Source organism: Candidatus Paralachnospira sp. LCP21S3_A2, from assembly GCF_052118925.1.
Classification (GTDB): domain Bacteria; phylum Bacillota; class Clostridia; order Lachnospirales; family Lachnospiraceae; genus Lientehia.
Genome location: NZ_JBQKGG010000003.1, coordinates 42,096 through 55,302, shown reverse-complemented (window position 1 = coordinate 55,302; position 13,207 = coordinate 42,096). Strand labels below are relative to the sequence as shown.

The 13,207-nt window shown below is 51.6% G+C and carries 10 protein-coding genes; 1 reads left to right on the top strand and 9 read right to left on the bottom strand.

The window, feature by feature from the left end; genetic code table 11:
- Positions 1 to 25: 25 nt before the first annotated feature.
- Complete coding sequence (locus ACTQ3K_RS03585; RefSeq protein ID WP_441566051.1) at positions 26 to 883, bottom strand: DegV family protein; 858 nt, start codon at positions 881 to 883, stop codon at positions 26 to 28.
- Positions 884 to 1,083: 200 nt separating this feature from the next.
- Between ACTQ3K_RS03585 and ACTQ3K_RS03580 the strand changes: the two genes are divergently transcribed.
- Complete coding sequence (locus tag ACTQ3K_RS03580) at positions 1,084 to 1,608, top strand: TetR/AcrR family transcriptional regulator (protein ID WP_441566052.1); 525 nt, start codon at positions 1,084 to 1,086, stop codon at positions 1,606 to 1,608.
- A gap of 51 nt (positions 1,609 to 1,659) precedes the next feature.
- Here ACTQ3K_RS03580 and ACTQ3K_RS03575 read toward each other — a convergent pair whose 3' ends face one another.
- The 8 genes from ACTQ3K_RS03575 to ACTQ3K_RS03540 all read right to left on the bottom strand — a co-directional run bounded on the left by ACTQ3K_RS03575 (position 1,660) and on the right by ACTQ3K_RS03540 (position 13,131).
- Positions 1,660 to 2,592, bottom strand: coding sequence for a ketopantoate reductase family protein (locus ACTQ3K_RS03575; protein ID WP_441566053.1), 933 nt, complete (start codon positions 2,590 to 2,592; stop codon positions 1,660 to 1,662).
- Positions 2,589 to 3,962 (bottom strand): MATE family efflux transporter, encoded by a 1,374-nt coding sequence (locus ACTQ3K_RS03570; protein WP_441566054.1) that lies wholly within the window; start codon positions 3,960 to 3,962, stop codon positions 2,589 to 2,591. Before ACTQ3K_RS03570 ends, ACTQ3K_RS03575 begins: the two co-directional genes overlap by 4 nt.
- Before the next feature lie 250 nt (positions 3,963 to 4,212).
- Positions 4,213 to 4,728, bottom strand: coding sequence for a hypothetical protein (locus ACTQ3K_RS03565; RefSeq protein ID WP_441566055.1), 516 nt, complete (start codon positions 4,726 to 4,728; stop codon positions 4,213 to 4,215).
- 18 nt (positions 4,729 to 4,746) lie between these two features.
- Positions 4,747 to 5,658, bottom strand: coding sequence for an RluA family pseudouridine synthase (locus ACTQ3K_RS03560; protein WP_441566056.1), 912 nt, complete (start codon positions 5,656 to 5,658; stop codon positions 4,747 to 4,749).
- A gap of 48 nt (positions 5,659 to 5,706) precedes the next feature.
- Positions 5,707 to 8,553, bottom strand: coding sequence for an NYN domain-containing protein (locus tag ACTQ3K_RS03555; protein WP_441566057.1), 2,847 nt, complete (start codon positions 8,551 to 8,553; stop codon positions 5,707 to 5,709).
- Positions 8,554 to 8,924: 371 nt separating this feature from the next.
- A complete protein-coding gene (locus tag ACTQ3K_RS03550) occupies positions 8,925 to 10,550 on the bottom strand; it encodes an LCP family glycopolymer transferase (protein WP_441566058.1) in 1,626 nt (541 codons plus the stop codon).
- Positions 10,551 to 10,579: 29 nt separating this feature from the next.
- Positions 10,580 to 11,980, bottom strand: coding sequence for an undecaprenyl-phosphate glucose phosphotransferase (locus ACTQ3K_RS03545; RefSeq protein WP_441566059.1), 1,401 nt, complete (start codon positions 11,978 to 11,980; stop codon positions 10,580 to 10,582).
- 140 nt (positions 11,981 to 12,120) lie between these two features.
- Entirely contained in the window at positions 12,121 to 13,131 is a 1,011-nt protein-coding gene (locus ACTQ3K_RS03540; protein ID WP_441566060.1) for a glycosyltransferase family 2 protein, read from the bottom strand.
- Between the last annotated feature and the right edge of the window lie 76 nt (positions 13,132 to 13,207).

Genomic DNA, 13,207 nt, shown 5'->3' with positions numbered 1-13,207 from the left:
ATCTGACGCAGGCTTATATGCTTTCCTACCGAAAACTGATCCCGATCCCATACGCTCCCGGCCCCACATGACAGCCGATGCTCACCGACAGAGGATTGTAGTAAACATCTGCCTGGGGAAATGCCTCTGCCACAGCGCTTCGCCAGATCTCCGCTTCTTCCTTTGTCAGTCCGGCTCCTGCGGTGCCGATCCGAAGCTTTGCCGGATCTTCGTCAGCAAATCGCTTTTCATAATCATTTCGGATGGCATCGATCATCTTCTCCCGGCATTTTTTCATGCTGCGTGCCTTTGCAAAGGAATCCAGCCGTTCCCCCTGAATGGTCAGGATCGGTTTGATGTTCAGAACCGAGCCAAGCATGGCAGCCGCCGGTGTGATCCTTCCTCCCCGTTTCAGATAAATCAGCGTATCAACGGAAATATAAATACTGGAATTATAGGCATCCTGCTCCAGTGCTTCCTTAATCTCCTTTGCCGACCGGCCCTGATCCGCCAGATCTGCCGCCATGAACACCGATTCCCGCATGGTTACAGAGATCCTGTGGTTATCTGCCACCTGCACCCGCCCGTCATAATCCTCCGCAAGCCCCTGAGCCACGCTGCAGGAATGGCTGAGACCGCTGGACATGGGAATATAGATCAGCTCCTCATGCTCCGAAAGTGCCTTATCCCACAGCTCCATCACATCTCCGGGAGACGGCATGGAGGTCGAAACCTTCCTTTCTCCGGTCAGTGCCGCATAAAACTGTTCCTCTGTGATACTCTGTCCCTCAAAATAGCTTTCTCCGTCGATGATCACCGGCATGGAGATCAGATAGATTCCGCGTGCTGCCGCTTCCTCTCCGGTAATCCCGCTGTTTGTGTCTGTAACCACTACTGTTTTCATCCGCAACCTTCCTTATCGTTCAAACTGCACCGGACTCCATGAAACAAATCCCGTGCCTTGCCATTCTCTGTTTCTTCTTTTATAATTAGAAAAGAGCTTCCCACTCTAATGTTACAGATTGTAACATTTTTACAGGCTTATTTCAATCAGAAATTTCAAACTGTTACAATATCAGAATCATTGTTTCAGAAAGGACACTCATGAACCAGAAGAAGAAATCCGTCTCCGGCCGCTTTGCCAGAGAATGTATCGTTGACGCGCTGCTTGTTCTGACAAAAGAAAAGCCCTTATCTGCCATCACGGTCTCAGAGCTTTGTGACCGTGCCGGGGTTTCCCGCATGACCTTCTACCGGAACTATGCCTCCAAGGAAGAGGTGTTTTCCTCCCGCCTGCTGGAGCTTCTGGAGGAATACGGAAAAGAGGAAACGGAAGATCAGAAAAACGGAAACTACTTTGACAAAAACCATATGATCCACTGCTTCCAGTACTGGTTCCGCTATCGGGATTTCTTTGACAGCCTGATCCACTGTGGGTTCGGAAACATTTTCATCGAGTATCTCATGCGGTTTATTTTAAAAAAATGGAGCTATGAAACAGAACAGGAACGTCTTCACCTGATCTCCTTCACCGGCTCCATCATCAGTCTTTATATTGCCTGGGCAGACGGCGGTTACCGGGAATCCATCGAGGATCTTGCCTCCGTCCTGGATGAGCTCTACCGTTAGCCCCCTTCTTTTTGTATCATGATCGGCCTCCCCGGTTATTCCAGGCTATGGTTATCCCCGAAATCCGCAGATTTTTTCTGCGATCATACGGTAGGCCGGCGTTTCCACGCCAAAGCGCTCTCCCATGCGGACCACCTCCGAAATCAGTCCGTCCGCCTCGGTCGTACCGTCCTTTTTCAGATCCTTCTGCAGAGACGCTGTACACTCATCATCCAGCCCATTCATAATCGTCATGTTTGTTTTCACAATATCCACCGGGAACGGGATCCCCATGGCGCACGCCAGCGCATCAATTTCTTTCACACAGCGGATAAACAATGCTCTCGCTTCCCCGTCCTGTTTATAATCTCCAGCACTCCAGTCCCCATACGCTCCTGCTGCCGCCATCGGCGATACAAACGAAAATTTCTGAAGCGTATCACGCTGCACCTGATCCGTAAAGATGGGCGTAATCCCCGAATCCCGGAGATCCTGCTCCACCTGCTTTAACACCGGGCTTGTCACATCTCCATCCAGCCGCCCGTAAACAATCCGGAAAATATCTCCGTTCTGACGGATCATTCCCGGCTTCTCAATGGCCGCCGCCACATAGATACAGCCATTTAACACGGTCAGCTCCGGAAGCTTCCTCTGCATCTGTTCCCCGGTACCGTAAATGTTTAAAATAGGGATCACAACTGTCTCTTTGTGAGACGCCCGCCTGATACAGTCATACACACTGTCCAGTGAATACCCCTTCACGCAGACAAAGATAATATCTGCTTTCCCGCCGCACTCCAGGTATTCCTGCTCCGTCATCGCATGAACCGGAGCCGTCCACTGCTCATGAGGCTTTCGGATCTCCAGTCCCTGTTTCTTCATTGCCTCCAGATGCGCCCCGCGGGCGATCACCACGGTATGCTTCCCGCCCCGCGTCAGATATGCCGCAATGCAGCCGCCGGTTCCTCCGGCCCCGATCACCAGATAGTTCAGTTCCTTTTTCATAATGCAGTTCTCCCCTTGATGCCCTTATCAATTCTTCCCCATACCAGAACGTATGCGATCAGAACCGCTGCCCCCGTTACAAACCAGGAAATCGGATATACATTAAACAGCATATCCAGCGTATGATACCGCGGGCAGACTGTGTAAATCCAGATTAAACGAAGTACACAGGTTCCAAACACAGTCAAAATGGCCGGCGTCATGGAACATCCTACACCTCGCAGTGCCGAGCCGCCAATTTCATAGGTATTGATGAGAATATACAGCGGCATAATATGAAGGATCCTCACATACGCAAACTCTGCCACTGCCTGTTGTCCCGTAAACAATGCCACAAACGGCACACGCCCAAAAATAAATGCAAGGCTCATAAGCGCTGTAATGATCATGCTGGAAGCCATTGTCAGACGAAATACCTTCTTGCAGCGATCCTTGAAGCCGGCTCCGAAATTCTGGCTGATGAAGGTCACTGCTGCCTGGTTAAACGCAGTAATCATGTAATAGGTATAATATTCGCAGTTGATTCCGACCGCAGAGCCTGCCACCGCATCAGATCCAAATCCGTTCAGTGATGCCTGAATAAAGACATTGGCGACAGAAAATACCATATTCTGCAGTCCGGCCGGAACTCCGATCTGAAGCATAAGCACCAGCTCCTGCTTCTTTATTGACAGTTTCTTCGGCTCCAGACGGATTGCTCCGGTCTCATGGGTCAGAAAATACCATACCATTCCCGCACTGACCACATTGGAGAGCACCGTCGGAATCGCTACACCCTCCACTCCCATCTTGAATCCGATCACCAGGACCAGGTTCAGAATCGCATTGATGATGCCGGAAAGCACCAGACAATACAACGGACGTCTGGTATCACCGATACTCCGAAGAACCGCTGCGCCAAAATTATATACCATAATAAACGGCATGCCCACAAAATAAATCCGCAGATACAGAACTGCATACTCCAAAACATCTGCCGGTGTATCCATAAGCTCCAGGATTGGCCTTGCAATGAACATTCCCAGGACCATCATAATCACACCACAGATAAGTGCCAGAAGAATTGAGGTATGTACTGCGTCATGGATCCGGTCAGTCTTTTTCTGACCAATGTAATTGGCAATCACCACATTGGTTCCCACCGAGATACCTACAAACAGATTGATCATCAGGTTGACAACCGGCCCGTTACAGCCTACCGCCGCCTGCGCCTGACTGCTGGCAAACCGGCCGACCACAGCCACATCCACCGAATTGAACAGCTGCTGTAAGATACTGCTGGCTGCCAGTGGCAGCGCAAACAGTAAAATCTTATCCAACAGGCTGCCATGCAGCATATCTACCTGCTTCCTTTTCTTTTTCCCTTCCATTTACTCCATTCCTTTCTGTTTCACGGCACCGGATAACCGGTGCCGCAGCGCGCTTTGAACCGTACTTCCACGCGCAGAGTTTTCTGTCCGGCTGTCAATCTTATCATCGGAATTGCACTCCAAAACGACCATAATCATGAACAATTACTTTGACCGATAACCAATAACAATATAATCCATATCTTTGAACATTCACAGAACAAACAATGTCATCTTTTTCATTTACAGCCTGACACGGAAAACGTTTCTTTTAAATCTCCACCTCAAACAAAACGGTCTGATTGTACTGATCCAGTGCCATCTGCATTTCCAGAATCTTTCCGGTAATCCGCTCATAATCTGTTTTCACCTGCTCCAGATCATAATTGATATAGCGATACTCCGGCACTGCGTTTCCGGAACCATACATCCGCTGTCCCTCCCGTTCTTTGGGCAGCCGTTTTCTCATGCGGTCCAGCACTGTCTTTCTACGGTTAAGCTGTGCCATGCGGACAAAGATCTGATCCACGCTCATGGTCTGTCCGTCCACTGAAATCGCTGCATTGGCATTGGAGACGTTCAGTGCATGTTTGATTTTACAGATTGTTTCATCAAGCTCTTCGATCTTTGTCGATACCTCCGCATAATCATATTCCGGAATCACCGGTTCTTCTCCTACTGCCGCCACATATGTGCTGGACAACTCTTCTTTTTCCACCCAGTAGCTTTTTTCATCCTCCAGGCTTCTTAACATTTTATTTGCACAGGCTGATGTTATGCTTTTCATTGTATATTTCCTCCCTAATCAATCCCGCTCATAGTTTTCGGTTCTGTAAAATGCTCTCCTCATATCCTCCGGCAATTCTTCCGTAAATTCCATCTGCCTCCCGGTAATGGGATGTATAAACGACAGTCTGTATGAGTGGAGGGCCTGCCGGCTGATCCGTTCCATATCAGGATTATACAGATAATCTCCGATCAGCGGATAGCCCAGATACTTCATATGGATACGGATCTGATGGGTACGGCCAGTCTCCAGCACCAGTGCAGCCAGGCTGTATCCGTTCTTTTCTTCCACAATGCGGTAGTGGGTCACAGCCCGCTCACCATGCTGAAGATCCACCTCCCGCTCAATGATGGAGCCCGGTTTTCTGGACAGAGGCGCATCGATGGTTCCCTCCGGCGGCTCCACATGTCCCCGGACAATGGCACGGTATTCCCGGCGGATCTCCTTATTCTTTGTCATCTGCGCCAGAATACAGGAGCTCAGCATATTTTTCGCCACGAGCGTAAGGCCGGAGGTATCGCGGTCCAGCCGGTTGGTACAGCGGAACACAAAGGGTTCTCCCCGCTCTTCGTAATACCAGGCGAGGGCATTGGCCAAGGAGTTGGTATAATTATTCATGGAGGGATGAGTCGGCATTCCGGCGGGCTTATTGACCACCAGAAGATCCTCATCCTCATAAACAATATCCAGGGGCAGCTTCACCGGAACGATTTTCTCGGAGCAGTGCTCCTCCGAAAGAAGGATCCGAAGCCGGTCTCCCGCTGTCAGGCGCTGGTTCAGATAACGAGCCTCACCGTTTACTCTGGCGCCGCCGGGTGTCTGCTTGATCCGTGCCAGACACTGGCGGGAATATCCCTTTCTTCTTAAAAACTGCTCGATCCGAAGGCCGTCTGCCTCATGATCTGTCAAATACTCCAGAATCCGTTCCACCTGTGCTTCCTCTCTGTAAAGTTTCCTGCTCCACTGTGTACTCCCCGGCTAATCCCGGTTTTCTCCCCACCGGAGCTGTTCAATGGCTTTCGCAGTTTCGCCGGAAACCGTATCGAATAAATAAGACTTCCCACCGGTACGCTTCTCCATGCAGATCTGGCGGATCTCCACATTGGCAGCTTCCACCTCCGTCCGGAAATCACGCGCCGACAGACGCCTTGCCCCCTGTCCCATGATGATGACCTGCTCCAGTCCATCGGAGGTTGCCACCGTTACCTGATAATTTCTTCCGATCTCATGGACGGTCTTTTCGATGTACTGGTCAGCGGTTTCCGCCTCCTTTGTGAACACCACATGGATGTTATGATAGCGGTAGATCTCGCCGATGCCGCCCTCCACCTTATAGGCATCAAATACCAGGATTACCTCCTGCTTCCGGAAGCCCTGATAGCCGGAGAGAATGTCCATCAGCTTTCCCCTTGCCGCACCGATGTTTGCCGCCGCCAGCTCAGAAAGCTCCTCCCAGGCAAAAATGATATTATAGCCGTCCACAAGAAGATACTCCTTTTCCGGCTTTCTATTTTTCAGCTTTCTGCTGTCCGCACCTCTGTTTCCGCCTGAACTGCTTCCCGCTCCGGACGCGCTTCTGCTTTCGGATGAGCCGGTTTCTGAATCGGCACTTACCTTCGGTGCCCGGTAAACTGTCCGTTCAAAGCCGCTGCGCTTCCGCTCCACCCGTCCATAGGTTCGGGCGAAGATCTCCTCCAGCTCCTTGTCCTCAGCCCGGCTTGCCATATAATCCAGCCCGCCCCGGGCGTTTTCCTGTACGTTCACAGCGCTTTGCATCCTACTAACCGCCCCGGCTGCTCCGTCATATCCGTTCGCTTCCAGCCTCTGGTTCTGCAGCTTTTCCTGCTTCAGATAAGGCTCCAGGTGCATATGGGAAAAAACCTCGTCCCAGGGCACCGCATAGCCTGCCCCGTGCGTGCAGAACACCGAGCCGGTAGGATTCCGAAGATCAGCCTCCGGATCATACGCAGCTTCCAGGATCACATCCTCCGGATTATGGCAAGGCTCATAGCCCTTCAGCAGACAGGACAGCCGTCCCTTTCCGTGAGAGTATGCCGTCACCTCCGTCTGATAGCCTCTCATGCAGACCACCGGCGCTGTTCCCGCGATCACTGCTGTGTCGCCAAGCTGGTCCGGTGTCTGAAAGGATCCGTGCATTCTCTGGAGATCTGTCAGTGCCCGTCCCACATTCTCCGTGGGGATTTCCAGGCGGAACTCATACACCGGCTCCAGCAGAACACTTTCTGCCTGCATCAGCCCCTGGCGTACTGCCCGGTACGTAGCCTGGCGGAAATCGCCGCCTTCCGTATGCTTCACATGGGCGCGTCCTGCCACCAGTGTCAGCTTCACATCGGTCAGCTCCGCTCCCATCAGAACGCCGCGGTGCTTTTTCTCCTCCAGATGAGTCAGAACCAGCCGCTGCCAGTTCTTTCCCAGTATCTCTTCCCGGCAGTCTGATGCGATCTGGATCCCGCTCCCCGGCTCCCCGGGCTCAAGCAGAAGATGAACCTCCGCATAATGGCGCAGCGGCTCAAAATGTCCGACGCCCTCCACAGTATTTTTAATGGTCTCCTTATAAACAATCTGTCCGACACCAAACTCCACATCCATACCGAACCGTTCTTTAATAAGACTTTTCAGGATCTCGATCTGAACCTCTCCCATGATCTGAGCATGGATCTCGCTGAGTTCTTCCACCCAGACAAGGGACAGAAGAGGCTCCTCCTCCTCCAGCTGACTCAGCTTCAAAAATGCCTGGCGGGCGTCCGTCCCCGCAGGCGGAATCAGCCGATAGCTGAGCACCGGCTCCAGAATCGGGACCTCTGAAGCATGCTCAAAGCCCAGCCCCTCCCCGGAATATGTCTGATCAAGACCGGTGACCGCACAGATCTGCCCGGCAGCCACCTCCTTCACCGTGGTATAGCCGGCTCCCGAATAGATCCGAAGCTGGTCGGCCTTGGCCTCCCAGTTCTCCGCCTTCTCATGCCTGATAACGCTCCCCGAAAGAAGCTGCTTGACCTTCAGGCAGCCTCCCGTTACCTTTAAATGCGTCAGTCTCGTTCCCTGGCTGTCACGGGAAATCTTGTATACCCGCGCACCGAACTCCTCCGGATACTCCCGGCATCTGGTATAACGGGAAAATCCTCCGAGAAAGGCCGTGATCCCGGTCATTTTAAGCGCCGATCCGAAATAACAGGGAAACACCTTCCGCTCGCTGATCATGGAAACAAGCTGCTCCTCCGTGACCTCTCCTGTGGCCAGATACGACTCCAGCACCGCCTCATCGCACATGGCCAGCGTTTCCTTTGTCTCTTCATTTTCCAGCCCCTGCCCGAAATCCACACACCGGTCATCCAGCTTCTGGCGCAGCTCCAGCAATAACCGTCTCCTGTCAGTCCCGCGCTGATCCATTTTATTGACAAACAGAAATACCGGGATCTCATAGCGGCGCAAAAGCTTCCATAAAGTCTCCACATGCCCCTGAACGCCATCCGCTCCGCTGATGACCAGAATCGCATAGTCCAGCACCTGCAGCGTCCGCTCCATCTCCGCTGAAAAATCAACATGGCCCGGTGTGTCCAGAAGCGTCACCTGTCTGTCCCCGATAACCGTCTCTGCCTGCTTGGAAAAAATCGTAATGCCCCGTGCCTTCTCCAGCGCATACGTATCCAGAAACGCATCGCCATGATCCACGCGTCCCGCTTTCCGGAGCTTCCCCGTCTCATATAAAATACTCTCCGCCAGCGTCGTTTTTCCCGCATCCACGTGGGCCAGAAGACCAACGCAGAGATGTTGATTTCGATATTCAGGCTGTTTCCCGCCCATAATGCACCTCATATTTTCTATATCGTTTTCTATATCATTTCCTATAATACAAAAGTACCTGTATTCTCCTATCATAACATAAGAGCAATACAGGTACAACGTGTTCCTCTTCAGAGCCATGCAGATTTCCAGAGAAAAGGCGAATCGTACTTGTACGAGTGAGCATTTTCGAATGAAAATCTATTTGGCGAGAAGCCACAGCAGGATGCAGCTACGCTGTATCCCGCTGGACATGGCTCTGAATCTCCTCTCAAAATTTCTGGTATGTACAAAAGCCGCGCTCCCACTTCCCATCTGATCCAGAGGCGACTTCCGATTGCGCCGAGTGGAGCAGATGGGGGGTGGGAGCGCGGCTCCGTCACCACAGAACTTTAATTTGTCCGATCCTCCACGCCCAGTCCGGTCAGCTTCTCGATCTTATTGCTGATCTGCTGAACTGTGTCAGACGGCGTATAAGAGGTATCATTGAACAATTCCTGATGGAGCTGAGTCACGTCCTCCGCCAGTCCCAGAGGAACCTTTACGGACGCAGAGCCAACCAACGCATCAAGCTGATGATACGGGAATGCAATCGTCTTCGCAATGGAATACTCACCCACATCAGGAGCCAGCGCAAGAATATCCGCCAGAGACATGTTCGTTGTCACCTCCGGGAATACGATGTTACAGATCTCCAGAACGCGGCCGATGCTCTGGGTCTTCAGCTTCTCCAGAATCATCCCGACAACCTCACGCTGTCTCTGGGCACGGCCGTCATCACCACCGTTGTTATGACGGATCCGGCAGTAAGCAACTGTCTGAATCCCGTCCAGGGTCTGAAGACCGGAATGCTTTATCTGAACAGAGCCCTTTCCAAGACCGGTGGCAATACTCTTTGTTTCCTGGACGGTATTGGTGATATATCCGTTGATCTCACCCATCATGCTCTCCGGCACATCAATGTCCAGGCCGCCAAGCTGATCGACCACCTGTGCAACCGCATACCAGTTGACTGTCACATACTCGGTAATGGAAAGATCCAGATTCTTATTTAACGCATTCAGCGCCCCCAGGTCACCGCCGGTATGATAAGCATTATTCGCCTTGGCATATTTCTCAGTATCACCGGTGCTGAGATCCGGTACATTCCAGTAGGTATCACGAAGAACCGAGGTCAATGTGATCTCCTTTGTTTCATTATTGATATTGGCGACCATGATCACATCGCTGTGGGTTCCGTTTTCATCTTTTCCGAAAATAGCAATGGTGCGGTAACCGGACATACTTTCAATGGTATTACTTGACAGCTCATTTACATGAACATCTTTCTTGCCAAACGATGCCTTCTGGATCAGATCCCACTTGGAGATCACGAACAGGGCTGCCAGTACGATAACCAGAAGAATTCCCTCAATGGCAAAGAGAATCTTTCTGCCCCTCCGCTTTCCTTTTTTCGCCTTCGGCTTATCCGCCCTTCCTCTGCTGCGGACCGGTTCTTCCGCCGGACGCTTCCGCTTTCTGGAGGACATATCCTCATAAGCATAGGAACTGCTGCTGTAGCGTCTGTCATAGGGATCTGCTCCCAGTGGACGTCTTGCTCCGGTCTGGGCGCCTCTCGTCTGAGCGTTTCTTGCAGCCTGAGGATTTCTCGTTCCCTGAACACTTCTGCTGCCCTGCATGCTCCTGCTGCCCTGCACGCTCCGGTTCCCCTGAGGAGCTCTTGTTCCCTGTGTGGTTCTCGTTCCCTGAACGCTTCTGCTGCCCTGCATGCTCCTGCTTCCGGACGTTCCTGCTGTTCTGGACGCAGTCCCTCTTGTGGTGCTGTAGGACTGGCTTCCGGCACGGCGGCTGCCTTCATAAGACTGGGCACAGCGCTTTGCATAAGAATCCGTATCTCCAGATGAAGCTCTCCGTCTCTGAGAGTTCATCTGGGCATCGGGGCGAACCCGTTTCCGCTGCTCTACCTCACGTCTGCGCTTCTCGTACTCGTAATCATACTCATCATCTCTGTATTTCATGGCCTGTTCCTTTCTTCTTTTCCGTCCATTTAATACGCATTTTTATTGACAAATCCCTTGAAGAATGTCAGGAAAATGATCTTGAAATCCAATCCAAGGCTCCAGTTTTCAATATAATAGAGATCATACTCGATCCGCTTCGTGATCGATGTATCGCCACGGTAGCCATTGACCTGCGCCCAGCCGGTAAGACCGGGACGCACCTGATGCTTGACCATGTAACGGGGAATCTCTTCCCTGAATTTCTCGACAAAATGAGGCCGCTCCGGCCTGGGGCCCACAAGGCTCATATCTCCCTTCAGGATATTCCAGAGCTGAGGAAGCTCATCAATGCTGGTCTTCCGGATAAACTTTCCGACAGGCGTAACACGCGGATCATTTTTTGTCGTCCACGCATTCTTCTCCTCTGACGGCTTCTGTACCGCCATGGACCGGAACTTATACATCTGGAACGGACGGTTATGAAGTCCCACACGCTCCTGGCTGAAGATCACCGGACCGGGTGAGGTCAGCTTGATCAGCAGTGCCACGACCAGCATGATCGGCGAAAACAGAAGCAGCGCAATGGTGGCTCCGAAAATATCCACCAGCCGTTTTGATGCCGCATTAAAGGAATCCGTCAGCGGCACATTCCGGATATTAATGACAGGAAGTCCCAAAAGATCTTCCGTATATGGCTTTGTTGGAATTACCTTATTATAATCAGGAACAAACTTCGTATGAACACCGGATTTTTCGCAGGCATTCACGATCTGCTCCAGCTTTTCATACTCTTTCAGTCCCAGAGTGATCACGATCTCATCCAGTCGGTTCATGGGAAGGATCTCTTCCAGGTTTGCAATAGGGCCAAGAACCCGAATTCCCTTATATTCTGTTCCCCGCGGTGCATGATCATCCAGAATTCCACGGATCAGGTATCCCCAGTCGGGATTTGCAAGCACCCGGTCAATATATCCCTGTGCCGCCCGGCTGTAACCGACTAACAGCACATGCTTCTGATTATATCCCTTTCGCCGGAACGACCGGAGCACACTCCGCAGTGTCAGCCGGAACGCCGCTTCAAATACAAAGTTAAAGCAGATGAACCAGAATACCAGCCAGCGGGAGAAATGGATCAGCCGATCCTTGGCCAGATACAGCACCATGGTAATGAGCAGCGCCCCCACCACGTTTGCCCGCAGTACATTAAAAAGCTCCAGCCGCCGTCCCATGACCCGCATGGGTTCATAGAGATGGAAAAACCAGTACAGGATCAGAAATCCCGGAACTACATAGAGCAGACCGAAGAAATAAACGCCCCTCGGAAGGCCGGCATTCCGCTTCATAAACCCGAATATCAGCCAATACGCAAGCAGATAGGATATAATTATGATTACCGCATCGATCACCACATGAAGACGGTTCAGATGCTTCTGATTATCTTTTACCAATAGAATTCACCCTTAAAATCGGCCGTCCTTCTCATGGAACCGCCGAAATCCTGCCTTTTTCCGACTTTATCGTTCTCTATCATATCGAATTTGATCCAAAAAGGCAACGAAAAAGCCACAGAACCTTTCTTAAATATTTCTTAACTTTCAGCTTTTCCAAGCTTTCTGTGTAAAAATTCATAGACATAACAGAAGGTTCCACCGATAAGACGTCCTTCAATACACAGGTAATGTCCCAGGTGCTTCACCGAAAATCGCACCTTTTTACAGTTCTTTCGTGTCCGCCAGCCCTCTTTCAGCCCCTCTTTATACTCTTCCCCGAAACCGTTCTTTTTAAAGAACCGCATTTTTACCAGCACACCGAGAAGCAATGTCGGAAAATTGATCACAAGCTGAAGAAGCGGCATATTTTTATAATTCAGATAGATACTGTTGCGCGCCGCCAGCTTAACCTTAAAGGAATTGTACTTTGAACCGCTGGTCCCGCTGCCCACATGCTCCACCTGAGCCTCCGGGCAGTACAGATTCTGCCATCCATAGATTCTTGCACGGTAGCCCACGTCCAGATCCTCCAGATAGGCAAAGTGCATTTCATCAAAACAGCCGATTTCCTCGAACACCGCTCTCCGGTAGATGGCGGCTCCCGCACAGGCCGAGAATACCCGCGCCGGCTTTGTATAACGCTTCACCGAATGAGCCACGCCCCGCTGGAAAGCCCAGCCCAGCACCGTGTACTGGTCTCCGGCATCATCGATCAGCGCCGGATGGTACATCTGGATCATCTTCGGGCTTGCCGAAAATGCCTCCGGATGCCGGTCCATCATCTCCACCAGTGCCTTCACATACCCCGGCCGCACCTTTGTATCATTATTCAGAAGGATCACATAGGGCGTCTTTGCCGCCCGGATTCCCTCGTTGACCGCCCGGCTGAACCCGTAGTTCTTCCCCAGCGCGATCACCGGAAGCTCCGGATAACACTCCGCCATATATTCCAAGCTCCCATCGGTGGAACCGTTATCCACCACAAGAACCTCAAACGGCTCCGCTCCGGTGCGCGCTTCTTCCCCGTCCTGGGCATACAGCGCCTCCATGCAGTCTTTCATAAACCGTTTTCCGTTATAATTGGGAATGATGATCGTCACCTTTGCCATTCCTGTTTCTCCTTCTGTGCCGTTTATTCCGTTTCCGCAGATTCCGTCGAATTTCAGCGTAAATTAGTATAGCGAA